The sequence below is a fragment of the Pseudonocardia oceani genome, assembly GCF_019263585.2.
GTDB classification, from domain to species: Bacteria; Actinomycetota; Actinomycetes; order Mycobacteriales; family Pseudonocardiaceae; genus Pseudonocardia; species Pseudonocardia oceani.
Genome location: NZ_JADQDF010000002.1, coordinates 61290 through 86252, shown reverse-complemented (window position 1 = coordinate 86252; position 24963 = coordinate 61290). Strand labels below are relative to the sequence as shown.

Genomic DNA, 24963 nt, shown 5'->3' with positions numbered 1-24963 from the left:
CTCGCTCGGTCCTCTCCTGCGGTTGATCACTGCTGCTGCAGAGCCGTCTGGACGGCCGCGGCGACCTGGTCCGGGCTGCGGAACACCAGCGGGTCGATGATCCGGACCACCGAGCCGTCCGGGCGCAGGACCCAGTTGCTGGGCAGTACCGGCGGCCCGGCCAGCGCGGCCTGCAGCGTGTTGTCCGGATCGGTGACCGACGGGTAGGCCATGGCGAGTTCGGCGGCTAGACCCAGCGCGGCGGCGGGCTGGTCGCGGACGTTGACCCCGAGCACCGCGATCGCCCCGGTACTGGCGGCGTAGGTGTTGAGCACCGGAATCTCCTCGCGGCACGGCCCGCACCACGACGCCCACAGGTTGAGCAGCACCGGTCGCCCGGCGAGCGCTGGCCCCAGCGCCACCGTCCCCGGTGCGCCCAGGCACTCGACCACGATCTCGGCGAGCGGACCCTGCGCGGTCGGGCCGCCCGGCACAGGTGCCGGGCAGGGCGGCAGCTCTGCCGCCGCCCGGGCTGTGGCCAGAGCGGCGTCGTCGGGGCGTCCAGTGTCGGGGCCTCTGGTGTCGGGGTCTGCCGTGATTTGCTCGGACGGGACCGGTCGAGCTCCGGCCGCCGGCTCGCTCATGGTCGCCGCCCGCGGCCACAGGGCGATCACCCCGGCCACGGCCAGCACCATCACCACGATCGTCCACCGCAGCTCCGAGCGCATCACGCCCACCGACCCCGACCACGCCCGCGCCCGCCCTGATCACGGCGGATCGTGGCACGGGCGGCGACGGCGAGAACGGCAGCGACGACAACGGCGACGGCGCCGATCGCGGCCAGGACCGCTTCGACGACCCCGCCCAGCCCGGTGGCCGGTGTGGTGGTGGATCGCAGCGGGACCTGCGCGACGAGCGCGTCGGGGGTGAATTGCCCGGTCTGCTGCTGCACGGTGCCGTCGGGGGTGATGATGGCGCTGACCCCGCTGGTCGCGGCGACCAGCACGGTGCGGCCGTGCTCGATCGCCCGGATCCGGGACTGGGCCAGCTGCTGGTAGGTCATCTCGGTGCGTCCGAAGGTGGCGTTGTTGGCCGGCACGGCCAGCAGTTGCGCGCCGCCGCGAACGGTGTCGGTGACGGTGTCGTCGAAGGCCACCTCGTAGCAGGTGGCGATCCCGACCGCGGCTGGTCCCATCTGCAGCACCGTCGCCTCGGTGCCGGGGGTGAAGTCGCGCTGCACCCGGTCGACCTTGTCGCTGAACAGCCGCACCACCGAGCGCATCGGGATGTACTCCCCGAAGGGCTGGATGCGGCGCTTGACGTAGGTGCCGGTCGGGCCGACACCGGGTTCCCAGCGGATCGCGGTGTTGCGCAGCCCCCCGACCGGCGGGGACTCCACCGCGCCGATCAGCACCGGCACGCCGATCGCGGCGACCGCGCGGTCGATCGCCGCGGCGGCGTCGGGGTTGCGCAGCGGGTCGATGTCCGCGGAGTTCTCCGGCCAGATCACCAGCTCCGGCGGCGCCACCCGGCCGGCGGCCACGTCCGCGGCGAGCTGCTCGGTGCGCCGCACGTGGTTGCCGAGCACGGCGGCGCGCTGGGCGTTGAAGTCCAGGCCGAGGCGGGGCACGTTGCCCTGCACCACCGCCACCGTGACCAGCCGATCGCCGGGTCGGGCGGCGTCGACGAGGGGAGACGCGGCCAGGCCCGCCACGACCGCCACCAGCAGCCACACCGCCGCCCGCAGGGTCCTCCTTGCTGGCCGGCGCGGCCGGGCAGCGAGGGGCAGCACCAGCGTGGCGAGCCCGAACCCGGCGAGCGCGACGGCGAACCCGATCAGCGCCGGCCCGCCGAGCGCGGCCAGCGGCGCGAACACCCCGTCGGGCTGCCCGAACGCGACCCGCCCCCACGGGAACCCGCCGAACGGGACTCGGGAGCGGGCGGCCTCCCCGGCCACCCACACCCCGGCCGCCCACAGCGGCCAGCCGGGCAGCCGCGACACCGCGGCGATCCCGGCGCCGGCGGCGGCGACGAACCAGGCCTGCAGCACCGCGAGCACCAGCCACGGCAGCGGCCCGACGTAGGCGCCGGTCCAGGACAGCAGTGGCACGAACAGTCCCAGCCCGGCGAGCAGGCCGTAGCCGAGCCCGGCTCGGGCACGGCGCCCGGCCAGCACCACCCCGAGCACAGCGAACCCCAGCGGGGCGAGCCACCACAGCGGCCGCGGCGGGAAGCTCAGATACAACAGCCCGCCCGCCGCGGCCGCGGCGGCGCACGGCCACCACAGCCCATACCGTGCACCGCGCTGCCGCGCCGGCGGTCGTTCGACTCCGCGGGCTGTCGTCGATGGAAGGATGGGCCCGGTACCGACCGCTGCGGGGAGGGCCGCCACCCAGGATTCGGGCATCACAGCGGCAGGGTGTAGCCGCCGATGGGGCCACGCATCCAGGCGATGAACGCCCCCCACGCCCCGGTGACCAGCAGCCCGCCCAACAGCAGCAGCATCACCCCGCCGGTGATCTGTAAGGCGCGGATGTGGCGGCGCATCCAGCCGGTGGTGCGCACCGCCCACCCAGTGCCGAGCGCGATCAGCACGAACGGGACCCCGAGCCCGGCGCAGTAGGCCAGCACCAGCACCAGGCCGCGCAGCGTGGTCGGGCCGACCTGGGTGCCGGTGGCCAGGGCGATCACCCCGGTCAGGGTGGGACCCAGGCACGGGGTCCAGCCCAACCCGTACACCGCGCCCAGCAGCGGCGCGCCGGCCAGCCCGGCCCGCGGGCGCCGGTGGATCCGTACATCGCGCTGCAGGGCAGGGACGAACCCGAGGAACACCAGCCCCATCGCGATGGTCACCACCCCGCCGATGCGCTGCAGCAGCAGCTCGTTGCCGATCAGCCAGTCCGACAGGCCCAGCACCAGCAGCACCCCGCCGGCGAACACGACGGTGAACCCGGCGACGAACAGCATCGCCGCGCCGGCCACCCGCCACCGCCCCGCGGTGCGGGTCGCCGTCCCGCCCGCGCCCGCGGCGGCGGTGCCGGACTCGTCGGCGCCGACCAGTCCAGCCAGGTACGCGACGTAGCCCGGGACGAGGGGCAACGCGCAGGGCGAGGCGAACGACAGCACCCCCGCGGCCACCGCCAGGGCGATCGCCACCAGCAGAGGCCCCGAGATCGCCAGCTCGGTGATGCTCATCCCGTACCCTCCGCCGGTGTGCCCGCGACCGGGGTGCTCCCCGACGGGGTGCCCGGCGCTCCACCGGTGACCGCCCCGTCCGGCTCGGCGGCGATGCGCTGCACCACCGGTAGCAGCTCACTGACCCGCACCGCGGTCAGGAACACCGCGGCCACCCGGTGCTGCCGGTCCAGCACGATCGTCGACGGCACGGTGTTGCGCGGGAACCCACGCAGCGCGGTCAGCGACCGAGCCGGGTTGTCGAAGATCGACGGATAGGTGATGCCGCGATCGCGCATGAAGTCCCGTGCCGCGTCGGCGTCATCGCGGATGTCGATCCCGAGCAGGGTCACCCCGCTGGGCTGCATCTGCTCATGGATCTGCTGCAGCCCGGGCATCTCCTCCCGGCACGGGCCGCACCAGGCACCCCAGATGTTGAGCACCACCACCTGACCGGGGAAATCCTCCAGGCCGATGGTGGCGCCCGGCTCGAGCAGGCTTTCCCCGGACAGGCCCGTCACCGCGCCGCGCTGGGCGGGAGGGTCATAGAAGATCCGGGTCTGACCCCCCGGCGCGACAAAGGTGAACTCCCGCGCCTGACTCGGTGCGTCCCCGCTCGGGGAGGCGTAGGAGCACCCGGCCACCAGCAGCATCGCGGCCGCCACGGCCAGCACCCTCAGTCCAGCCGCGCCACGCCACGGCCGCCGCGTGGAGGCGCGGTCATGCGGACGACTCACGCGATGTCCTGTTCACACAGCGCTCGCCCCTGTTCACGCAGCGCTCGTCCGCTGCGCCCATCACTTGACGTCACCCACGAGCCTCCACGTCGCCACATCAGCAGCGCAGCGCCGGCGCAGGACAGCACCCCCCGAGGGGCCGCGGCCGACACGGACGGTGCCAGCGACCGGATCCGGTGCGCGGGTGGCAGGACCGCGCTCATGAGGCGCCGTCCGAGGCGGAGCGGCCGAGGTCCGCCGGTGCCTGCTCCGGGGCGGTGCCCTGCCCGCGGGAAGGGCCGTGATCAGTGCGCCACGACGCCCACAGCAGGGCGAGCACCCCGAGGGTGATCGCGGTGTCGGCCAAGTTGAACGTCGGGAACCAGCCCAGCCACAGGAAGTCGGTGACCGCGCCGTCCCCGGCCCGGTCCACGATGTTGGCCACCGCACCGCCCAGGACGAGCCCCGCCGGCACCGGGGGGCGCAGCCAGCCCGCGACGATCGCGACCAGCACACCACCGGTCACCATCCCGGCCAGCCCAAGCACGGCCCAGGTCGCCAGCCCGTCACCCAGACTGAACGCCACCCCGGTGTTGTAGCTGAGCTGCAGGCGCCCGATCCCGAGGTCCACCGGCGAGCCGGACAGCCGGGTGTCGGCCAGCCGCTTGGTCACCACATCGACCAGGACCGCCACCACCGCCGTGACACCGGCCGTGACGATCGAGCGCGACCGCAGCCGAGCACTCACCGCCACGACTCCGCCCGATCGCTCAGCGCCCCGTCCGAGCTCACACCAACAGCAATCGGCATGCGGCGATGATAAACGGCGGAGTCGATGACAGCGCAGCGGCTCCCGTCTCGCCGACGGAGGGGTGACGCCTTCAGCGGCACGCGGATGAATGGCCAGCCTCAACGGGCCGTCGCGGCGCCTACAGGCCGAAGGCGCCGCCCTCGATCAGGATGACGATGCCCAGACCGATCAGCACGATCGGGAACAGCACCTGCTCCCAGCGCTCCAGCACCTCGGCGATCGGCTTGCGGGTGGCGACGAAGCGCGCCGCGGCGACCAGCACGGCGACCAGTGCGAGGAACACAATCGAGTAGGCGATGATGCCGCCGGTGCCGACGGTGGCGAAGACCGGGACGTAGACGCCGATGTTGTCCCCACCGTTGGCGAAGGTGACTGCGGCGATGGTCCCGACGCCGAGCGCCCTGCCGCTGAGCTTGCCCTCGTCGTCATCGTCGTCCTCGTCGCGCCAGGATCGCCAGGCTCGCCAGGCCGCGAGCAGGCCCAGGACCAGGGGGATGAGGCCGAAGTACGGGATGACCTCCTCGGGCAGGAAACTGCGCGCACCGAGGGCGACGAGCACCGCCGCGGCCAGGATGGCGCCGAAACCGAGGTACTGACCACCGAGGATCTTGGCCGTGGTCCCCGGGACGCCGGCACCTCGGGCGTAGAACAACGACAGCACGATCACGTCGTCGATGTTGGTAACCGTGAACAGGCCGATGGCCTGCAGGGTCCAGGTGAGGGGCTCCATGGCTGCCTTCTGAATGATCGCTCGGCCGGTGAGGGGTGATTGCCGGGCGAGCGGGCGGCGTGGCGGACGGTGTGGCGGTTCGGGCACGCCGCTTCAGCGGAACGCGACCCCCGGGGAGCTACGTCATGACCTGCAAGCCGTCAGCGGTGGGTCGCCGCAGGCGGGGCGACCGCCGCGGCGACGCGGCGCGGGGATCTGCCTCCGTGACCTGAAGAACGGCACCGAGAGTTGTCAGCACGCGGGCGACCCGAGTTCCCAGCATCGTCATACGGCGATGCTAGCATCCTGTCCAGTTATCACAGCCTGACATCGATCTCGCTGAGTGAGTGCGCGATGGAGGGCCTGTCGGGAAAGGACCCGATCGCGGCCGCGCTCGGCCTATAGCTCGCGACCTCCCAAGTACGTGATAACCCGCTGTATCACGTACTTCGACTCTGCAGTAAGTCTTGCGCTGGTCAGCGGCCTTACGCTGAACCTCGCTGGCCCTGGGCATCTTCGGTGGCGTCGGGGCCCGCCACGGCTCGGACCGCCCGACGCCACTTGACGAAACGGCTCGTGAGCGTGTGACGGTGATCTGGCGGCCCGTCGTACTCCGGTTCGAGGTCGGTGACCCCGAGTACCCACGAACTGACTCGGTAGCGCTCGTTGACGTACCGGCCGACGATGTATCCGTCGGAGTTCACAGCGACGTAGCGGACCTGGGTGCCGAAGCCGTTTCCGAGCCAGCGGCTGCTGCGCCAGATCGTGACGCCGTTCGGGTATGGCTTCTGTGGGAGGTAGGTGTCGCCTGATCCAGTGTCGGGCCAGCGGTCGAGGGAGGCGGGCCTAGTCATGTGACTAGTGTGCGCTCGTTTGAACTGCTAGTCAAGTGACTAGGGCAAGGGATATAGGCTGAGCGGTGTGATGGAGGACCTCGCCGGCTCCCAGGAGCTTGAGCACATGCTCGGAGTCAGTCGTCAGCGGGTCCAGCAGCTGATCGGTCATGCTGACTTCCCCGTGCCCGTCGCAGTCCTTGCGATGGGCAAGGTGTGGCGCAAGGCCGACGTCGTCGCCTGGGCAACCGCGCGAGGGCGACAGCTCGCGGACCAGGGCGATGGGGTCCACCAGGATGCGGATAGGGCGTAGCTACCGGTCCCTCTTACGCAGGAAGGACCCCCCGCGGATCCGCGGGGGGTCCTTCCTGCCGTGGTCGTCTACGCGATCGGGTCGGGCAGGGTGTACTCCGGGTCGTCACGGTAGTCCGCGACGCGTTTGGTGAGCTGGTCCCGAACGGTGTCGTCGGTCTTGTCGCCGCCGATCAGGTAGGCGATGACCTCGGCCGTGAGGTCGTAGTTCTCTGCGCGAGCGATGATGCGGCGACCTCCGGCGATGAAGATCGTGGTCCACAGCTTGGCGTCGAGGTGCCAGTCGAGCTGGTTGAGTCGGTCGATCGCCTTGTCGCGCGAGACGCCTCGATCGACAGCCTTGATGAGTGCCTTGAACAACACGATGTGGGTTGCCGGCTTGAGCAGAAGTCCCCACTCGTCGTGTTCCTTGCGCACCTGGGCGACCTGGTTGGGATTGCTCTGCACTTCCCGGAAAGCGTCCACTCCGTCCAGCACCGCGGTCCACCAGTCGTGGACCAACTCGTAGGCCTTGTCGAGGTCGTCGGCGTCCGGCCGCTGGATCTGCTCCTTCTCGTTGTACTCGATCTTGTGGTGCTTGAGGATGTCGATGACGCTCTCGTGCACTGCGGAGATCGTCGTCCACTGAGCACTCCGGTCGCTGATCGTCGTCGACCGCCAGTTGACCAGCAGCTCCTTCTTGCCGTCCTTGGACGTGTACTGGGCCCCGAGGGGTTCGCCGTCGGCGAGCAGCCGGCGGGCGATGATGGAGTTGCCGTCGTCCTCGCTGGTGATGATGTTGTCGCTGCGGCCGGTGGGCTTCGCGTTCTTGTTGATCTTGTTGAAGATCCGGCGGGTCGTCTCGTTGTTGATGAAGGGGATGAAGACGACGACCAGCTCGTCGTTGGGGACGTCGGCGACGAAGGGTCCCACGACGTTCGTGCCCTTGTCGGTCTTGCCTTGGACGACGCTTCGCAGCGCTGCCAGGCGGTGCTGGCCGTCGAGCACGATCAGTTCTCCGCCCTCGATCGTGAGTGCGCCCATCTGTTCCAGCGTCTTGCGGTACGCCGCCGGGACATTGTTCGACAGGTACCTTGCGGCGCTTTCGTAGTCGAACAGCTCGGGCTGGTAGATGAGTACGAGCAGCGATCCGAAGAATCGGTCCTCGAACTTCGCCAGGTAGGGGATGATGTCCTCGCGGACCCTCTTGTCGTTGAGCTCGCGCTGCAGTCGTTCCTCGATGCCGAGCGTGGCCCAGGTGTCCATCTCGCTGGCCGGGCGTGCGATCGCGGTCAGCTCCTTGGCTCGCATCTTGGTCTGGTAGAAGTCGATGGTGCCCATCTTCCCGTGCAGTGCGGGGACGGTGATTGCCATGGTGTTCCTCCGGGAAATTGTGTGGTGCGGATTCGATTGGTGGTGCAGAAAGAGGTTGCTGCGGAAATGAAAATTCTGTTAACTGGTGAAGCGGATCTGGTTGCACAGCGGCTGGAAGCCGCGGATGAGGTCGCGCTCCAGGTCTGCTGCGGTGGCGTCGTCACAGCACGTCCAGCTGAACTGGGTCTGCCCGATGGGCTGGCGCAGGGCCACCAACAGGTTCGGGTTGTGGGTGGCCCAGTAGTGCTGGCGGTAGCGAGCGTTGAGATTGCGGGTGCGACCGATGTAGAGGAACCCCCGCAGGTCGTGCATGAGGTAAACCCCACTGTCGGTGGGCACCAGCAGTGCCCAGCCCTCCACGTAGGCGACAGTTCCGTCCAGGTGCAGCGCCGGGGGCCGATCGATGACGGCCTGCCGCCAGGCGCTCCACGTGGGTGCGCTGACAGATGTCAGATCTCTGGAAGTGGTGCTGTTCATGGTGCTCCTCCATGTCGGGAGGAGCACGGCGACAGACAGGGAGTCTGTCTGTGCTGGAATGCCGCGGTGTCTCACCAACAAGGGAGATGTTTGCACAGACACGGTGCCATGTCTACGTCAAACTGGCACCTTGTCTGCGTATCACCCAGTTGGAGTATGTGATGTAGCGGCGAGGGCGAGGCGGGCGAGCGAGGTGACGTCGGCGACCTCCGGGTCGCCGACGAGGTAGGACACACCCCGGACTACGTGGGCACGCAGCGCCGTATGAGCGGCTTCCGGGTCGGCGGGCTGACCATCGCGGACCAGTCCGGCGAGCAGCAGCGCCCACCACAGATCTCCCGCTGGCCCGGCGAACACCTTCCACGCGATCTCGACACCGTCGCCCGGAGGCGGCTCGGCCGGGGTACCGCCAGCTGCAAGGCTCCGACAGAGCCCCCAGCGACACAACGTGTTCCAGTGCTTGACCCCGGTGCGGCGCTTGAGCGTGGTCAGCTGCTCTTTGGTTTGCTCGGGCAGGCGCAGCGTCTCGGGGGGTGTGGCTGGGCGGGTACTCACGCGAGGCTCTCCTCCCGGATGTCGAGGTAGCCCTCACGTACGTCGGTCGCGTGTCGCACCGGGTCGTGGGCGAGGTGCACGACGTGAGACAGGCTGGCCTGCAGTCGGTCGAGGGCGCGCAGGTCAACCTCGGTGTCGGTGCTCAGGACGACGACTTGGTGGCTAGCAGCGGGAAGGTAGCGGTCCAGAAGCCGACGCCGGTGCGGGCCGTCGAGGCGACCGAGCGGGGTATCGATGACGACGGGGAGTGGCCGGCCGGCGGCGCGGGCCAAGCCCCACAGGAGGCTGACGGCGAGCAGCTGCCGTTCTCCGGCGCTCAAACCAGCCGGACGGAGCGGCTGGCCATCCGATCCGAGCAGGGTCAGTGCGTGCGTGGATGGGTCGATGCGCACGTCGGTGATGAGGTCCGGCTTGCGCAGTAGGGCGTGCGCAGCTTCGAGGACGCAGGCTTGGATGCGCTGTACGTGCCGTGCGGTGGCCGCCTCGCGGAGGCGCCGCAGGGTGCCTCGGGCGCGGACCGCGTGGTCGAGGAGCCGCGCGGCGTCCTCGGCTTGGAGCCGGTCTCGGGTGACCTCGGTAAGGGCGGCGGCGCGGCGAGTCTCGGCTCGCTCCCGCCCGGCGCGCGCTCGGGTGAGCGCGACTTCCCGTTCCCCCACCGCGACGGTGGTGACGGCGACGGTGTCGCGGGCCTGGTCGCGCTGCGCGAGCAGCTCAGCGAGCGCGTCCGCGCTCGGGACGGCGGCCAGCGCTCGCTGAGCCTGTTCCCACGCCTCACGCGCCGCTTCGACGTCGGTGAGCAGCTCTGCGACCTGCAGGCGGAGATCGTTCAGGCCGCCGCCGGCGAGGGACTCTGCCTCGATCGCCACCGACGCCTCGCACCCGAGGACGACCGGTATGTGACGCCGGGACCGGGTGGTTCGGTCGTGCCGAAGCCAGTCCACGATCGTCGCGCGCGCGGTCTCGTCGGCGTGCTGATCGGCCACGAGGGTCGCGATCTGGGCGAGTAGCTGCTGGTCGCGCTGGGAGAGTCGGCGGGCGAGGGCCTGGTCCTCGGCCTGGGTCTGCTCCGCGCGGGACTGCCGCGCCACCTCGTCGAGCAAGCCGGCGACAAGCAGCAGTGGGGTGAGACCGCTGTTGGCCTCAAGGAGGCGATGCTCAGCCGCCGCCAAGTCCGCGGCAGTGACCGCCGCGGCAGCCTCTCGGGAGGCCCGCTCGTCGTGAGCTGCTCCGCCTTCCCTGGCGAGGCGGTCCTCGACGCGTTCTAGCGCAACACGGGCGCTGACGAGCTGGCCGGTCGCCTCGTCAAACTGATGACGAGCCTCGCCTTCCTCGGCTCGAAGGCTCTCGACCCACCGAGCGAGGCTGTCGATCCGGGGTTGGTCGTCGTCGGCGACGGCGGCGGTCCGCTTGCGTCGTTCGAGGACGTCGAGATCGCCCACGAGCCGGTCGATGAGGTCGAGACCCAGTAGCCCACTGACGGCGGTTTCGACGAGGTCACGGCTGGTTTCTAGATCGGCGAGGGCCTCGATCTGCTCACCATCGAAGAAGAACAGGCCCGCGACACCACGCGGGACCAGCTGCTCGACGTGCTCGGCCCATGCTCTGGTGATGGCTGGGTCGTGGTGCCCATCGACGAGGACACGAAGCTCTTCTTTCAGCCGGCCGCCCGGAGTCGTCCACCAGCTGCGTCTGATGCGGAAGGCGCGTTGTACGCCGGCGACGTGGGCGCGGAAGGCGAGTTCTACGCCGGCGCCGGCGGCGCGGTCGGCACCGCGGTGGATCATGCGGGAGAGGTACGCCTCGTGCGCTGCGCCACGGCGCACGCTGGTCGGCGCGAGTGGCCCGTACAGCGCTAGCTGCAGCGCTTCGAGAACAGTGGTCTTGCCGCTGCCGTTGAGAGCCGCGATGACGATGACGGGGCGATCGTCGCGGGGGGTCAGGTCCAGCGCCTGCCGGCCGGCGAAGCTGCCGAAGTCCTGCAGAACAAGCTCGTCAAGGATCACGGCGACCCTGTTCCGGCACGCTGCACCCATCCGTCAGCAACGTCGGCCGTGTCGATGCCCGGCTGACCGGGTGTCGACCCCTGCAGCAGGTCACGACGACGCGTCGCCCGCTCGGTGGCGTCGACCTCATCGTCGTACCAGCCGCGGGCCAGCGCGGCCTCCAGTGCGGGGAACAATCCGGTGCGCCGGACCATGAGCCGGTGGCGCCGTTCGACGTCGAGAAGCTCGCGGACGGTCTCGAAGTGCAGCCGGTCCTCCCCGCACAGCTCCGCGAGCAGAGCCACCTCCACCGCGCCGAGCGGGCCACCGTCGCCGGCGCCGGCGCCGGGGTAGGTCCGCCCGGTGGCGTCCTGGTAGATGCCCGGCAACAGGTCCTCAAACTCGTGCTTGTCGACGACCCAGATCCGCCGGATCTCTTCGAGCTCGCCGATGGTGATGAGCTCCAGGTCCCGGACCTCCTCGGGCCCGTGTGCGCGGACGTGTTCCTGCGCCGCAAGTAGCCGGCGCAGCCACTCGGTACGGGCCGCCTGGGTGTACGGGCCGGGGATCGGGCGGTCGTGGAACAACTGCACGGTGCCGTTCATGCGGCGGAAGTCGCGCAGCGGCCGATCGTCGGGAACGTCGAGGGCATTGCGCAGCTCCAGCAGCGGGAGCATCCACTCCTTCTCCGCGTCGTTGCTGACCATGGCCTCCATGGATTTGTCCTTGTCGACCAAGGTGCAGGTCCAACACCCGAAGCGGCTATCCCCACAAGACGGGGTGCCCTTGTCGACCACCAGGGGGCATTCCCCGTCGCTACTGGCGCCCTGATACATCGTCAGCAGGTCCCGGTTGGAGTAGCCCCACGGGTTGTCCACCTGCATGAGAAAGGCCCACACGTCGTCGTTGGTCCAGTCCTCGACCGGGCTGTAGACCAGCGAGTTCGGCAACGAGGTGTTGGGGCTGAGCAGGTCGCGAACCCGTCCGGTCTCGGCGCGGGTCATGGCCTTGGCTCGGGCTTGGGACTCGGCCTTGCGGGTGCCCAGCACGAGAATCGCTTCGCCATGGCGGGTCACGACATCGCGGATGAACGCGTTACTCGGTTTGATCTTGAGGCGTTCGGTGCACCAGCGAAACTTCGGACGCGGGGCGGGGTAGCCGCGGCCGATGAGGTTGACCCAGAAGGTGTCTTCGATCTTCGGGGTGAGCCGGTGCGGCTGGATCGGCAAGCCGTCTCGGATGGCGGCCTCGGCGAGGACGTCGAGGCTGCGCCCGACCCAGCCGGCCACGATCGGGTTCTCCACCAGCGTGTCGGTGGTGATCACGTGCACGGTTTTGCGGCGCTGCTCGGCGGGGAGGGAGGCCAGCGCGAGCCAGACGATCTGCAGCACAGCGGTGCTGTCCTTGCCGCCGCTGTAGCCGACGACCCAGGGCACGTCGTCGTGGGTGTAGAGCTGCGCGGTGCGCTCCACAAGCCGGTTCACGACCGGTCGCATGCCGTCGACGAAGGCGCTGCGCCGGGTCAGGGCGACCGGGACCTTGCGCGTGCTCACGCCACCACCTCGGCGGCGGCCTGCTGGGCGCGGCTCTCATCTGCAGGCAGCGGCAGTCCCAACGCGGAACGGACGGCGGCGGTGGTCAGCAGCACGTTGTTACGGGCCTTGGAGACCTGTCCGCCCACCAGCGCGCGGCCCTCCCATAGCCGGTTGGCGCGCGACCAGTCGATGCTGCGTAGGCCGTCGAGGGCGACCTCCCAGGGGCCGTCTGGGCCGTGTTCGGTCAGTAGCGTGTTTCCGACCCGAGCCAGGGCGGTGAGCACGATCCCGTGGGTGTGGATGTACTCGGCGCGCACATCGCCGCTGCGGGCGCGGCCGTCGCGAACTTCGGCCCATTTGGGGAGTCGTTCGTCGATCGCTGTCCAGTAGCGGGTGGCGAGGGCCAGGCGGGCTTCGTCCTCAACGGGCAGCCCGTCGAGCAGGGTGCGGGTCGCGCCGTGTATCGCGCTGAGGGTGAAGAGCTTGCGGCTGGCCTTGGAGAGGCTGGAGGCCTCCATCTCGACCACGCCCTTGAACACCGGCGAGCGGAGCACGAGCAGCTTGGCGAGTCCGGCGTGGCCGTCGCGCTGGTCGTAGAGCACGCCGATGCTCTTGCTGGGGCGCACGGCATGGCGGTTGAGGTCGGCGAACATCTGCTGGCAGCGCTCGAGACCGAGGTCGAGGAAGACCACGACGGCGATGGTCTCTTCGCCGAGCTCGGGACGTTGCTTGATGGCCTCGCGGATGGCGGCCTGTCGGTGCTGGCCGTCGTTGATGACGAAGGTGGCGTCCATCGGGACCCGCAGGGTGCCGAGCAGGCTCGCCGGTCCCTGCTGGGCGGTGTGCGGGGAGAAGCGGATCTTCCCGTCCACGCTGACCGTGAGCGCACTGAAGACGTATCCGTCGGGGTTGTCGATCAGGTAGCGCGACATCTCGGGGATGCGGCCCTTGTTCAGGCTGCGTTGCGCCCGCAGCTCGGGGCGCAGTTCTTCCTCGTCGTAGACGAACATCTTCGCCACGATCTTGAGAGGGCACATGGTGGCGAAGAAGGTGCGCCCGGCCTGCACGCCTCGGATCGCGGGGAAGACGTACTCGTAGCCGCTCTCCTCCGGGGTTCCCGACAGCGGCTGCCCGTCTGCGACGCGCGCGGCGTCCTTCAGGAGCTCCTCGACACCGAGACCGCCGTCACCGGACCCCGGGGCGTGTCGTTGTGCCGCTACAGCGCCCATCTTGATCACAATCTCCTTGTGCCGTCCACCCGTTGCCCGCTATTTACACGCTAGCGCTACGTCAAACTAGTAACGTATGGCACCCTACGATGCAACGTGCCGCACTGTGAAGTGGGGCCGTCGGAAGGGGAATCGCTGATGGGCTCTGTGGGGAGCACCGCGTACTACGACTGTGCCGCCACCACGCCGGTCGATGACCGCGTGGCAGCTGAGGTGCTGCGGCTGATGACGGCCGACTTCGGCAATGCGGGAAGCCGAACCCACGAAGTCGGTGCAGCGGCGCAGGCAGCTGTGACGGCTGCGCGCACCGAGGTCGCGCGGGCCGTGGGGGCTCGGGCCGACGAGGTGGTGTTCACCAGCGGGGCCACAGAGGCAGACAACATCGCCGTGCTGGGACTCGCCGCAGAGGGAGAGCGCACCGACCGCCGGCACGTCGTGGTGACCGCCATCGAGCACAAGGCGGTGCTGGAGCCGGCGCAGGAGCTGGCCCGTCGGGGATTCGACGTCACCGTTGTCGCACCCCATCCGGATGGCGCCGTCCGCGCGGATGATCTGCTCGACGCCGTCCGTCCCGACACCCTGCTGGTGTCGCTGATGCACGCCAACAACGAGACCGGGGTCATTCAACCCGTGGCCGAGGTCGCGGCGGGGCTGGCTGGGCACGAGGCGTGGCTGCACGTGGACGCCGCGCAGACTTTCGGCAAGCTCGACGAGCAACTATGTGATCGGCGCATCGACCTGATCAGCGTCAGCGGGCACAAGGTGTTCGCCCCGCAAGGAGTGGGCGCACTGATCGCTCGCCGCCGCGGCTACGCCCGGGTCCCGCTGCAGCCGTTGACCTACGGCGGCGGTCAGGAACGCGGCCTGCGGGCGGGCACGGTGCCGATGCCGCTCGTGGCCGGCCTGGGACTGGCCGTCCGCTTCGCCCGCGAAGAACGCGCCCTGCGGGTCAAGGAGTGCCTGCGAGTGCGCGACGAGGTTCTGCACGGGCTCGCCCCGCTCGACCCCGTCGTCAACGGCGCAGCAAGCAACGTGCTTCCGCACGTGCTGAACCTCAGCCTCCCCGGTATCGACGGGGAGGCGGTGATGGTCGCCTGGCGCGGGCTGCTCGCGGTCAGCAACGGCAGCGCGTGCACCAGCGCGAGCTACTCACCCAGCCACGTGCTTACCGCGATGGGCCTGACCACCGACCGGATCCGCGGCGCGCTGCGCCTGTCCTGGTCGCACACAGCTCCCGACGTCGACTGGCCCGAGGCGGTGCGCCGAGCCCAGGGGCTGCGCTGAGCTTCTGATAGCCGACCCTGGGGCAGGATGCTTCGCGTGACGGCTCCGATCCGGGTACGACGTGATCGCGCGGCGATGCACCGCGCGGCGCTGTCCCTGCCGGCGCGGACCGCGCTGGAGGACGGTGTGTTGGCCGGCGACGACGTGCTCGACTTCGGCTGTGGACACGGAGGCGACGTCGAGCGGCTCAGCAGCGCCGGACTCAATGTGCGGGGATGGGACCCGGTGCTGCGGCCCGAACCTGAGCCCACCGCCGCCGACGCGGTCCTCTGCACCTACGTCGTGAACACCATCGAGGACCCCGCCGAACGGGTCCAGGTGCTGCACCGGGTGTGGGCCCTGGCCCGACGAGTTCTTGTCCTGTCAGCCCGCACGACCCACGACGCCCGCCGTCTCACCGGCGCCGTGCTCGCGGACGGGACGGTGACGTCCCGACAGACCTTTCAACGCCCGTTTCAGCCCACCGAGCTCCTCTCCTGGGTCAGCGAGCAGCTCGGTGTGCGGGCTCTTCCCGCCGCGCCGGGGGTGGCGTACGTCTTTCGCGACGACACCGCGCGCCTGGACCACCTCGCCCGCCGCTACGCCGGCGCCATGGAGAGAACCGCCGCCCTCTCCGGCGAGCTGCTCGACGTGCTCGTTGACTGGCTGCATAGCCGGGGACGTCTGCCCCTACCCGAGGAGGCGCCAGAGGTCGGCCGCCAGGCCCGAAGGGCGTTCGGATCGCTGGCCAACGCCCGCGCCGCCGCCGCCGCCGCGGCGGACCCCGCAGCGGTCGCCGCAGCACGTCACCGCCAACAGGTTGATCTCCTCGTCCTGCTCGCGGTGGAGGCGTTCCACGGCAGCAGAAGGCTGTCCGGGTTGCCAGCCAGCTACCAGGCCGACTGCCGCGCGCTCTACGACAGCTTCCGCGTCGCATGCTCCCGGGCGGACTGGCTGCTGTGGGCCTTGAGTCAGCCCGACCAGCTGCGCCGCGCCGTCCGGGCCAGCCGGGTCGGCAAACTCACCCCAACAGCGCTGTACGTGCACGCCCGCACCGAACGTCAGCTGCCTGCCCTGCTGCGGGTCTACGCCGTCTGCGGTGAGCTCGTCGCAGGCCGCCCGGGTACAGCCAACCTCCTGAAGCTCCATCACGACCGATCCGCCGTGTCGTTCCTGACCTACCCAGACTTCGACGCGAACGCGCACCCGCGTCTCCAGGAGTCACTCACCATTGATCTTCGCCGCCAGCGTGCCGACTGGCAGGACTGGTCGGGCCAGGAAAACCGGCCCCTCCTGCACCGCAAAGAAGAGTTCCTCCACGAGGACGACCAACGCTGGGCGTTGTACAGCCGCCTGACCCGCCAGGAGGTGCGGGCCGGGCTCTACCGCCAGCCCTCGATCATCGGCCGCGAGAACGGCTGGGAGCAGGTGCTCACCGACGCCGGTTATGCCGTTAAGGGACATCGCCTGATACGAAGGCACAGCACATCGCAGGAGGGCGGCACATGAGTCTCGCGGACGAGTTCAGGCAAGCCCAGCTCGACGTCTGCGCAGAGTTGCGGCGGGAAACGTCGTACAACCCGAGCCGGTTCGAGCAGGGCATCCGGGACGCCACAGGTGACCAAGCCGTCGCCTTCACCCGGCGCCTGATCGTGAACGGCGGCGTGGGCGCGACCGGATTCTGGCGGATGCGCAAGCTCGGCCGCCGGCACCAGACCATCGAGGCGCAGGTCGTCGACCCGCACTGGGGCGAGCTGTTCGACCAGCACACCATCGAAGCCGCGCAGTGGCGGCTCAACCTGCCCGATCAGGAATAGCTGCTAGCCCATCCGGAATCGGTCGCACTAGTGCTCAGTGCGGGCGCCACCGCCGGTGCCTACGGGTAGGTCACGGGGGCGGCTGCAGCACCACCCGGCTCGGCCGTGGCGCCGGCGCTGCAGGGTCGGTCACGATCTCTCCGTCGACCCGCACGTACTCGGTCTGCAGGTGGTGCAGCGCGCGGTCCGGGCTGATCCCCGCCGCGCGTAACCGGTCCAGGACGGTCACCACGCCGTCGTCCGGCGGTGCCTCGTCCTCGCCCACCGCGTCGCCCCCTCCACGACCGATCCCCGGCACCTCCGGGTGCGGGACGCGGGGCCGCCGTCCTTCCCCGACGACGGACCCCGCGGAACGACGATACCAAGGAATCGAACAGACGTTCGTGTATCAGGGTGTGTCGTCGACGCACGGATGACCGGAGCGGCGGGCGTGTTCGTCGGTCAACGAGGTGACCGACGCCAGGCCGCTCGATGCCGCGTCGGGTTCGTACCCGGGCGGCGGCGGGAGACGGTTGACGATCGCGGCGAGCTCGACCGGGTCGGGCGGCGGGAGATCAGTCCGCACAGCGAACACGAGGTCCGATCTCGGCGACGAGTCGTCGTCCCGCTCGTCGCCGGTCTGCTCGACAACGAACGTGCGGATCCGCATGCCCTCGCGGCGGGCCGAGCGGCGCATCCCAGCTCGCCAGGTGTCGACGTCGACGTCGAGTTCATCGACGCGTCGGAACACCTGGCCGCGCTCACGCAGTTCGGCGACGTCGCGGATCACCGGGTGACGGTAGGGCGGCCGGCGTCGACGCGCAGCGCCTGCTGATTGCTCGTCCAGGGCGCCGGCTACCCGCCCGAGAGTGCGTCCGTGACCGGGTGCGGACCCTCGATGAGGTCGTCGGGCTCGCGATGTCGGGTGGCCCAGCGGTCCAGCTCTCGCGCGCGCACGGTGGGCGGCCCGGTGAGGACCTCGGGCAGCTCGTCGTCGTCGTGGGCCGGCCCGGCGGCGCGGGCGAGGTCGGCGTCCCAGCGGGTCACGGTCGCGGCCCACTGCTCGCGGGCCCGGTCGGGGTCGACGCCCAGGGCCTCGCCGATCTGGTCCCAGCCCACGCCGTCGGCGCGTTCGGCGACGACCGCCGCGGCGAGTACGTCGTCGACGAGGCGGCCGAGCTGCACGGCGTCGCCAGTGAGCAGGCCGCCGTAGCCGGCTCGGCCGGGACGGGTGGGCACGAGACCACGGGCGTAGTCGGAGACGAGGCGGGCCGCGCTGGCGAGCGCGAGGTGCGCCATCGCCGCCGGTCCGAAGGCCGCCACCGGCGGCGGGTCGAGGTTCATACAGCTCACTCAACGGGTCGGCACCGACGATGTCACCCCACAGTTCGCCGCCTGTGGACAACCCCACCGGGTCCCCCACGGCCCGCCGAGCAGGGGCATAGCCGCTTCCGGCGGAAGCACCCCACATGCCCAGCCACGGTCGCATCGCTGTCATAAGTCGACAGAACGCCTGCTCGCAGCAGGTTCGTCGCGACGACGACGGGGTGCAGCCCGGCCCGCGACGCGTCCTGGGGCGGGTGGTGGGGTTCGTCGACCGGGGCCGCGGGTCTCTCCTTGCCCCGCCGCTATGACGGTGCCCGGGTCCCGGCGACGGTCAAGGCCCTGCGCTGCGCTCCGGCCGCTACGCGGTCACCTGACGGTGAGCCCGGACCGCCACCGGGACCCGGGCAGAACCCGTCGCGCCGACGCAAGGAGAGACCCGCTCCCAGCCCACAACCCTGTCGAGGGCGAACCCGGCGAGGAACTGCCGCCGGCCCTGGCGGGCCGGACCCTCCGGGGGCCGGGCGCTGCCCGGACCCGGCCTAGCTGCGGAGAGCCCCGACACCCCTCCCTCGACAACGTTTCCCCAGCTCAGAGGACTAAAAGCCTTGACTGCCCCACCGGATACGGTAATATGTTAACTACAGCAGGCGGGCAGTCCCGAAGCCAAGGAGGCGGCCGAGATGGCACCGAGCACCAGCGACACCCCGCAGGCCCGGCCGGTGCTGCGGCGCGTGGCCTACGAGCCCCCGGCCGAGCGGTTCATCGAGCGTGAGCCCGTCGCGGTTCCCGCTGTCGGGTCCCCCACGCCCGCGGGCGCGGTTCCGGTCGAGCCGGTCGTCGACGAGGCGACCCGGGTGCGCCTCACGCGGCTGGTCGTGGTGTTGCTGGAGCTGCTGGACGGGCGCCGCCCGGCGGCCGCGGCCGCCGCGCTGGGCAGCCCGCAGGTGGCGCGCTACCTGACCTCGTTCAGCCGCCGCCGGGTAGTGAGCGCGTCGCGGGCGTTGTCGGTGCGCATCTACCAGCCCCGTCCGGGGTCGGCCGAGGTCGCCGCGGTGTGCGTGATCGACCGGGCGTTCCGGGCGGTGGCACTGCGGGCCGAGCGCGACGAGCACCCGTTCGACGGCCACGCGTGGCGGGTCACCGCGCTGCGGGTCCTGTAAGGCGGGGGCGGTGGGCGCCGGATCGACCGGCGCCCACCGCCAGCCGCGGCTCACCTCGGGCAGACGCCGCACCTGACGAACGACAACATCGACGAGCAGCACGACACCGAAGGGACACCAGGTCATGAGCGAGGACATCCGATCCGGAGCCGGCCGGTTGGGGCGGCTGGGCCAGGCGGCGCTCGGCGCGGCCCGGGAGGGCCTGCACGTGTTCCCGCTGCAGCCCCGGTCGAAGCTGCCCGCGGTGCGCGACTGGGAACGGGCCGCGACCCGGGACCCCGAGCAGATCGCGGCGTGGTTCTCCGCCAGGCCGTACAACGTGGCGATCGCGTGCGGCCCGAGCGCCCTGGTGGTGGTCGACCTCGACGACGGACACGGCGAGACCGCGCCGGAACCGTGGACCGGTGCCCGGCACGGCCGCCAGGTCCTGGCCCAGGTCGCCGCGGCCGCCGGCGAGTCGGTGCCGCGGACGCGGGCGGTGTCGACGCCCACCGGCGGGTTGCACCTGTACTTCCGGGCACCGGTCGGGGTGGAGCTGCGCAACACGGCCGGCACCGCGTTGGGCTGGAGGGTCGACACCCGCGCGCACGGCGGGTACGTGGTCGCGGCGGAGTCGGTGCGCGACGCCGGGTACTACCGGGTGGCCGACCGGGCACCGATCGCGGAGCTGCCCGGGTGGATCGCCGCCGCCCTCACCCCGCCGCCCGCGCCGCGCCCGGGCGAGGTCGCCCCGGTCGTGGTGGAGATCAGTGGTGGGCGGGCCCGGGCGTACGTCGCGGCGATCGTCGAGCGCGAGGCCGCGGGCGTCGCGGCCGCCGGGGAGGGGACGCGGCACCGCACCCTGCTCGCCGCCGCGCGGACCCTGGGCCGGCTGGTAGGCGGAGACGCACTCGACGAGGCGACCGCGCGCGGCGCGCTGCTCGCGGCCGCGGAGGGCTACGTCGGGCGCGGCGGCTACACCGGCGCGCAGGTCGCCCGCGACATCGACGACGGTCTGGCCTACGGGATGCGGCTGCCGAGGCGGATCGACGCCGGCGGGGCCCGGTGAACGCGGACCGCGACCAGCCCGGCCCCGACGGCCCTGGGCTCGACGGCGCTGGGCTCGACGGCGCTGGGCTCGAGGTGGGGCAGGTGGGCGAGGGCGGGCGGCGGCTGGTCGACCGGGCGGAGCTGGTGAACCGGTTGGGGATGACCGAGCAGACCCTGGCCCGGCTCTACAGCCAGCGCGCGAGCACCGGACACCCCGACTCCGTCGGGCGGGCCGGGCGCCGGCTGCTGTGGGACCTCGACGAGATGCGCGCCTGGGCGGCCGCGCGGCTGGAGGCGAAGCGAGCCGGGATGACCCCGCTCGACCGGTCCGGTGATCCCGACGAGCTCGTCGACGTCGACGAGGCCGCCCGGGTGCTCGGCTATGCCAACCGGCGCACCATCGACTCCTACCTCGCCCGCCGCGGCCGCGGCTACTTCCCCGAGCCCGACGACCCGGCCGGGCGCCGCTGGCGCCGGCGCACCCTGTGGGCGTTCGCCGACCGCAGGTCACGGCCCGGACGAGCCGGGCACAGCACCAGCGGATAGCGCGCCGGCCCTGCCGGTCGGATGCGCGGGTTCGGCGAAACCGCCACGAACTGTCAGTGCCCGAGCGCACACTGTTCGGCGCATCTGGGCGGGCCGGTCGAGGGAGGGTCGACGGTGGGTGGGTCGAAGAAGTGGACGGCGGCGGGCGCGGCGCGAGCGGGGCGAGAGGCGCGGATCGCGACGGCGGAGCATCTGGACGGCGCGCCGATCGCGCGGTTGTGGCAGGCCGGGAAGCTCATGTACGGCTACGAGCTGGCGCTGGGCCAGGTGGACGGGCACGAGTCGATAGCGCAGGCGATGCTGCTGGGCGGGATGGCGCTCGCGCCGCCGTACCCGCGGGACTGGCACGACGCGGCAGGGCTGGTGCTCGCCGACGAGGTCGAGGCGCTGCGCACGGCGCAGCTCTACGTCATGTCCCCGCAGATGTGCGACGTGGTGCTCGCGGCCGCGCAGACGTTGACCTTCGACGACCTGGAGCTGGTGGACGAGGACGACTTGCCCAGCCCGACCGGGATGGTGGTGCTACCGCATCCGGTGCTGATCGAGACCATCGGTGGGAACCTCAGCGATGAGCGGGCCTACACCTGGCGGGCGCCGTCGCGGATCGTGCGCCCGACCCCGCGCGGCACCGAGGATGTGCCCGCGGTGCGGATCTCGGCGTACAACGACGTCAACGGGCCGGTGCAGCCCGACAGCTTCCGCGACATGGCCGCCCGCGCGGCCGCGGAGGGAACACCGCTGCCGCCGCTGCTGCTCGACGCCGTGCGCTGCCAACCGTTCCGGTTCGCCTCCTCACCGGATCAGCGGGCGGCGTTCCAGGACTACATCGATCGCGCGGCTCGGCTCGGCGAGGTCGCCCAGGAGCAGGCCGCGGCCGTGGGCTGGGATGAGAACCGGGTGGTTGGCGAGTACAGCCCCGGGCAGGTGATCAAGGACGTGGACAACCGGTTCACCGAACGGTTCCTCTACGCGTTCTGGCGGCTGTGCGAGCAGCGCATCGCCGAGGTCCGCGACCCCGGGGTGAACCACAGTGCACGGGTGCGGGCCGAGCGGGCCGGGGTCTCCCCCGAGGTCCGGGTCGTCGACATCCGGGCCGCGGCCCGCCCGGCGGGCGAATCGCCACCGACCGGACGGGACTGGCAGCACCGATGGGTGGTGCGGATGCACAAGGTGCGTCAGTGGTACCCCAGCGAGCAGCGGCACCGGGTGCTCTACCGGGGCCCGTACGTGAAGGGCCCGGCCGACAAGCCGCTGCTGGCCGGTGAAGTCGTCCGCGGCCTGCGCTGATGAGCCTGCCCGAGGGTGAGCCGTGGACGGACCTGGCGCGCAACGTGCCCGGGAGCGGGATCCTCCACGAGGCCGCGCGCCGGCGCCAGACCGAGGGCGCCGGGTCGGACCGGTCGTGGCGGGTCGGCGCGGACGGCGAGCTGCGGGTGGCCGAGGTGCTCGGCGAACTGACCGGGGTCTCGCGCTGGGACCGGCTACGCGGGCGCGGCCCACGGTGGCGGGTGCTGCACTCGGTGCCCCTGACCGACCGGCACGGGCGGGTACGCGGGGACGTCGACCACGTCCTGATCGGGCCGCCCGGGGCCACCACGATCAACACCAAGCACCACCGTGCCGGTCGGCTCGCGCTCGACGGCGAGGAGCTGGTCGTCAACGGCTGGCCGACGCAGTACGTGGCAAAGGCCCGCGCCGAGGCCGACCGCGCGGCAGCGGCGCTGCGCCCCGCGCTCACCGAGATCGGCAACCCGGCGCTCGCGGCCCAGCTGATCGTGCGGCCGCTGATCGCGGTCGTCGGCGGGCGGCTGTTGATCGAGCGGTGGGCGCCCGGGGTCACGGTCGTGATGACCCGGCAGTTGGTGCACACGCTGGTGTCGATGCCCGCGGTGCTCGACGCCGACGAGGTGGCCCAGGTGTGGGAGGTCGCACGCCGCTCGACGACATGGACAACCCGAGACCGCTGACGCGGGCAGGCCGCCGGACCGGGGGTCGGCCCGGCGGCGATGCATCGGGTGATGGCCAGCGGGTGACGGACGGGAAGAACACCGACCAGCGCGATTGACGCGTACGCGTCAACGCCGGGCGGGGGTGTGGCCGGCGGTGGGCCGGCCGGACTCGGCCGCCCAGGCGCGGCCGGCGAGCTCGCGGAACTCGGCGTGGGCGCCGGGGACGTCTGCGCCGTCGAGGAGGGCCGCGGCGAAGCGGTCGAGCGGCCAGGTGATCAGCGCGCCGTGGCGGGCCAAGTAGAGCCCGACGCCGCGGATGCGGTGGGCGTCGTCGTGGTCGAGCCAGGCGTATCCGAGGAGCTGCCACAGCCAGCGGGCGACCCGGTCGGGGTCGCGGACCGACATGACGGTCTTGACGTCGAGCAGCACCCACCCGCTCTCCCTCGCCGCGTCGGTGGTCGGGTCGGTGGGGATGAGCAGGTCGCCGTCGGCCCAGTGCTCGACCAGGACCGGGCCGGCGATCCCGACCGGGGTGGTGGGGTCCGGAGCGAGGCGGGTGAGCAGCCCGGCGGTGTGGGCGCGGGCGATGAGGTCGATCAGCTCGGCGACCTGGTGGTCGGGGACGGCGGCAAGGAGATCGGCCGCGGTGGTGGCGGGGTCGGCCCAGCGGGCGGCGGCCGCGGGCGGGAGATGACCGCCCCGGTAGGCGCTCTCGCAGTCGGTCAGCACCATGCAGACGCGCGCCACAACGGCCTCGGCGCCGCGGGTGTCGGCCAGCCCGCCGGGCGGGGCGTGCGCGGCGAGGAAGGCGACCAGCCGGTCGACGAGGTCGAGCAGCAGCGCGGGCCGCGCTCCGTGGGTGGACCGTCCGGCGAGGTCGGCCGTGGGCGCGTGATCGAGGTCGAGCCAGGCGCCGCCGGGTAGCGGGCGGAGCTGGTTGGCCCGCGCGGCGCGGGCCGGGTCGAGCCCGGCGTGGGTGGGGAACCGGGCGGCCGCGTGCTGGATCGTGGCCCAGTCCGCGAGCCCGGCGCGGTGCGCCCCGAGCAGTGCGTAGAAGGGCGGGGCGTGGCCGGTGGCGAACGCGAGGCGCTGGCCGAGGGCGCCACCGATGGCCGCCCAGTGCTCCGGCGAATCGACCCGCCGTGGCCGGACCGGTGGCGCGACGGCCGCGGCGGCCGTGGCCGCGCGGTCGGCCACCTGCGTGGCCACGGCCGTGGTGCCGGTCAGGGTGGCCGTGCACCACGCGGCCAAGCCGCCGTCGCGGAGCTGACCGGTCAGGGACATGACCGTCGCCGCGACAGGTGCGGGCCGTGCTCCGCTGCCGCAGCAGCCGGTCGTCCCTCTCCCGCCGGACGACGGCCGAGCTGCCGACGGCGAGGACCCATCCCAAGCGCATCGCCTCCCGTGTGGAGCGACAGGAAAACGACAGTGGTTGGCGCCGGCCCCGGGGGGGTCAAGTCTGTGTGTCGCGGCGTTGGCGGTATTCCTCTCGCTCACTAGCATCTACGTGGATCAGTTCGTAGATCGAGATCAACTCGACTTGCTCATGCCGCCTTCCGGGCGGCGGGGAGCTGCGCGAGTACCTCGACCGGCGTGTGGTCGCGGGGACCGCGGTTGTAGGGCAGAGCGGCGAGGACCCGGCCCATCGTGCAGGTGTCGGTCAGCGCGGAGACGGTGAGGCCGGCGCCGATCCCGCCGGCGAGCAGACGCGCTCTCGGCGCGCGCAGGCCTGCGGCGAGGCCGGCGAGCACGAGCGTCCCGGCGACGAGGCGAACCTGGCGCTCGAGCGCCCAGCGAGCACGACCACGGACGACGTCACCACCGGCGGCGGAGTAGGCGGCGATGCCGCCGTCGAGGACGTGGATACGTTCGGCGCCGACTCCGGCGAGCCGCTGGTGGGCCTGCGTGGCTCGGGTCCCGGACTGGCAGACGAGCACTACCCGTCGGTCGAGGTGAGCGGCGAGCTGCTCGGTGTGCTCGCCGACCAAGGTCAGGGGCACATTGTATGAGCCGCGGAGGTGCACGGTCTCGAACTCCGCGGGACTGCGGACGTCGATGACGGTCACGGTGTCGGGCTCGCCGAGCCAGTCGCGAACGGTGCGTGCGTCGACGTGGCGGGGGCTGGCGTGGGCCACAGGGGCGTCCTTGTCGATAGGGGGTCGTGCGCTGGATGGTCGCGGAGCAGGCCGCCGCGGTCGGGCACTGCCCGGCGACATGGCCGGGTCGAGT

Annotated in this window: 26 protein-coding genes; 9 read left to right on the top strand and 17 right to left on the bottom strand. The window is 71.6% G+C overall.

The annotated features are described in order from the left end of the window. Window positions 1–26: 26 nt before the first annotated feature. From I4I82_RS33735 to I4I82_RS33710, 6 genes are all read right to left on the bottom strand, one after another. Window positions 27–707 (bottom strand): TlpA family protein disulfide reductase, encoded by a 681-nt coding sequence (locus tag I4I82_RS33735; RefSeq protein WP_218589645.1) that lies wholly within the window; start codon window positions 705–707, stop codon window positions 27–29. Further along, window positions 707–2386 (bottom strand): apolipoprotein N-acyltransferase, encoded by a 1680-nt coding sequence (gene lnt / locus I4I82_RS33730; RefSeq protein ID WP_218596596.1) that lies wholly within the window; start codon window positions 2384–2386, stop codon window positions 707–709. Before lnt ends, I4I82_RS33735 begins: the two co-directional genes overlap by 1 nt. Beyond that, window positions 2386–3174 (bottom strand): cytochrome c biogenesis CcdA family protein, encoded by a 789-nt coding sequence (locus tag I4I82_RS33725; protein WP_218596595.1) that lies wholly within the window; start codon window positions 3172–3174, stop codon window positions 2386–2388. Before I4I82_RS33725 ends, lnt begins: the two co-directional genes overlap by 1 nt. Then, window positions 3171–3806, bottom strand: coding sequence for a TlpA family protein disulfide reductase (locus tag I4I82_RS33720; RefSeq protein WP_218589643.1), 636 nt, complete (start codon window positions 3804–3806; stop codon window positions 3171–3173). Before I4I82_RS33720 ends, I4I82_RS33725 begins: the two co-directional genes overlap by 4 nt. A 283-nt stretch (window positions 3807–4089) precedes the next feature. Continuing rightward, entirely contained in the window at window positions 4090–4617 is a 528-nt protein-coding gene (locus I4I82_RS33715; RefSeq protein WP_218589628.1) for a signal peptidase II, read from the bottom strand. A 181-nt stretch (window positions 4618–4798) separates the two neighbouring features. Beyond that, the gene (locus I4I82_RS33710; RefSeq protein WP_218589627.1) at window positions 4799–5410 is read right to left on the bottom strand and encodes a cadmium resistance transporter; all 612 of its coding nucleotides are present in this window, start codon (window positions 5408–5410) and stop codon (window positions 4799–4801) included. Window positions 5411–6310: 900 nt separating this feature from the next. Here I4I82_RS33710 and I4I82_RS33705 point away from each other — a divergent pair. Next, complete coding sequence (locus I4I82_RS33705; protein WP_218596594.1) at window positions 6311–6535, top strand: helix-turn-helix transcriptional regulator; 225 nt, start codon at window positions 6311–6313, stop codon at window positions 6533–6535. Between the two features lie 68 nt (window positions 6536–6603). Here the strand turns inward: I4I82_RS33705 and I4I82_RS33700 are convergent, their stop codons facing one another. From I4I82_RS33700 to dndB, 6 genes are all read right to left on the bottom strand, one after another. Next, on the bottom strand, window positions 6604–7887 hold the full coding sequence (locus I4I82_RS33700) for a DGQHR domain-containing protein (protein ID WP_218589625.1): 1284 nt from the start codon (window positions 7885–7887) through the stop codon (window positions 6604–6606). Window positions 7888–7965: 78 nt separating this feature from the next. Continuing rightward, window positions 7966–8364 (bottom strand): GIY-YIG nuclease family protein, encoded by a 399-nt coding sequence (locus tag I4I82_RS33695; protein WP_218589624.1) that lies wholly within the window; start codon window positions 8362–8364, stop codon window positions 7966–7968. Between the two features lie 141 nt (window positions 8365–8505). After that, a complete protein-coding gene (gene dndE, locus I4I82_RS33690; RefSeq protein ID WP_218589623.1) occupies window positions 8506–8919 on the bottom strand; it encodes a DNA sulfur modification protein DndE in 414 nt (137 codons plus the stop codon). Continuing rightward, entirely contained in the window at window positions 8916–10922 is a 2007-nt protein-coding gene (dndD, locus tag I4I82_RS33685; protein ID WP_218589622.1) for a DNA sulfur modification protein DndD, read from the bottom strand. The genes dndE and dndD overlap by 4 nt, the downstream gene beginning before the upstream one ends. Beyond that, complete coding sequence (gene dndC / locus I4I82_RS33680; RefSeq protein WP_225922796.1) at window positions 10919–12397, bottom strand: DNA phosphorothioation system sulfurtransferase DndC; 1479 nt, start codon at window positions 12395–12397, stop codon at window positions 10919–10921. Before dndC ends, dndD begins: the two co-directional genes overlap by 4 nt. A gap of 53 nt (window positions 12398–12450) precedes the next feature. Continuing rightward, complete coding sequence (gene dndB / locus I4I82_RS33675) at window positions 12451–13674, bottom strand: DNA sulfur modification protein DndB (protein ID WP_218589620.1); 1224 nt, start codon at window positions 13672–13674, stop codon at window positions 12451–12453. Window positions 13675–13803: 129 nt separating this feature from the next. Between dndB and I4I82_RS33670 the strand changes: the two genes are divergently transcribed. The 3 genes from I4I82_RS33670 to I4I82_RS33660 are packed head-to-tail and all read left to right on the top strand — an operon-like array spanning window position 13804 to window position 16745. Continuing rightward, entirely contained in the window at window positions 13804–14949 is a 1146-nt protein-coding gene (locus tag I4I82_RS33670; protein WP_218596979.1) for an aminotransferase class V-fold PLP-dependent enzyme, read from the top strand. A gap of 36 nt (window positions 14950–14985) precedes the next feature. Beyond that, window positions 14986–16437 (top strand): DNA phosphorothioation-associated putative methyltransferase, encoded by a 1452-nt coding sequence (locus tag I4I82_RS33665; RefSeq protein ID WP_218589618.1) that lies wholly within the window; start codon window positions 14986–14988, stop codon window positions 16435–16437. Then, window positions 16434–16745: a hypothetical protein gene (locus I4I82_RS33660; RefSeq protein ID WP_218589617.1), complete on the top strand. Its 312-nt coding sequence runs from the start codon at window positions 16434–16436 to the stop codon at window positions 16743–16745. The genes I4I82_RS33665 and I4I82_RS33660 overlap by 4 nt, the downstream gene beginning before the upstream one ends. A 70-nt stretch (window positions 16746–16815) precedes the next feature. On the opposite strand, the gene I4I82_RS33655 is transcribed toward I4I82_RS33660, so the two are convergent. The 3 genes from I4I82_RS33655 to I4I82_RS33645 form a co-directional block, all read right to left on the bottom strand. Further along, a complete protein-coding gene (locus I4I82_RS33655; protein WP_218589616.1) occupies window positions 16816–17010 on the bottom strand; it encodes a hypothetical protein in 195 nt (64 codons plus the stop codon). 123 nt (window positions 17011–17133) lie between these two features. After that, window positions 17134–17514, bottom strand: a complete 381-nt coding sequence (locus I4I82_RS33650; RefSeq protein WP_218589615.1) for a hypothetical protein — start codon at window positions 17512–17514, stop codon at window positions 17134–17136. Between the two features lie 65 nt (window positions 17515–17579). Continuing rightward, entirely contained in the window at window positions 17580–18068 is a 489-nt protein-coding gene (locus tag I4I82_RS33645; protein ID WP_218589614.1) for a hypothetical protein, read from the bottom strand. Window positions 18069–18730: 662 nt separating this feature from the next. Between I4I82_RS33645 and I4I82_RS33640 the strand changes: the two genes are divergently transcribed. The 5 genes from I4I82_RS33640 to I4I82_RS33620 all read left to right on the top strand — a co-directional run bounded on the left by I4I82_RS33640 (window position 18731) and on the right by I4I82_RS33620 (window position 22752). Further along, window positions 18731–19210, top strand: a complete 480-nt coding sequence (locus I4I82_RS33640; protein WP_218589613.1) for an Rv3235 family protein — start codon at window positions 18731–18733, stop codon at window positions 19208–19210. Between the two features lie 124 nt (window positions 19211–19334). After that, window positions 19335–20258, top strand: a complete 924-nt coding sequence (locus I4I82_RS33635; RefSeq protein WP_225922759.1) for a bifunctional DNA primase/polymerase — start codon at window positions 19335–19337, stop codon at window positions 20256–20258. After that, window positions 20255–20785 (top strand): hypothetical protein, encoded by a 531-nt coding sequence (locus I4I82_RS33630; RefSeq protein ID WP_218589612.1) that lies wholly within the window; start codon window positions 20255–20257, stop codon window positions 20783–20785. The genes I4I82_RS33635 and I4I82_RS33630 overlap by 4 nt, the downstream gene beginning before the upstream one ends. A gap of 114 nt (window positions 20786–20899) precedes the next feature. Continuing rightward, window positions 20900–22072 carry a hypothetical protein gene (locus I4I82_RS33625; RefSeq protein ID WP_218596593.1) on the top strand — a complete coding sequence of 391 codons (1173 nt, stop codon included), beginning with the start codon at window positions 20900–20902 and terminating at the stop codon, window positions 22070–22072. Further along, window positions 22072–22752 carry a nuclease-related domain-containing protein gene (locus tag I4I82_RS33620; RefSeq protein ID WP_218592351.1) on the top strand — a complete coding sequence of 227 codons (681 nt, stop codon included), beginning with the start codon at window positions 22072–22074 and terminating at the stop codon, window positions 22750–22752. The genes I4I82_RS33625 and I4I82_RS33620 overlap by 1 nt, the downstream gene beginning before the upstream one ends. Before the next feature lie 108 nt (window positions 22753–22860). On the opposite strand, the gene I4I82_RS33615 is transcribed toward I4I82_RS33620, so the two are convergent. After that, complete coding sequence (locus I4I82_RS33615; RefSeq protein WP_218592352.1) at window positions 22861–24018, bottom strand: hypothetical protein; 1158 nt, start codon at window positions 24016–24018, stop codon at window positions 22861–22863. A 260-nt stretch (window positions 24019–24278) separates the two neighbouring features. After that, window positions 24279–24869 carry a rhodanese-like domain-containing protein gene (locus tag I4I82_RS33610; RefSeq protein WP_218592353.1) on the bottom strand — a complete coding sequence of 197 codons (591 nt, stop codon included), beginning with the start codon at window positions 24867–24869 and terminating at the stop codon, window positions 24279–24281. Window positions 24870–24963 lie beyond the last annotated feature (94 nt).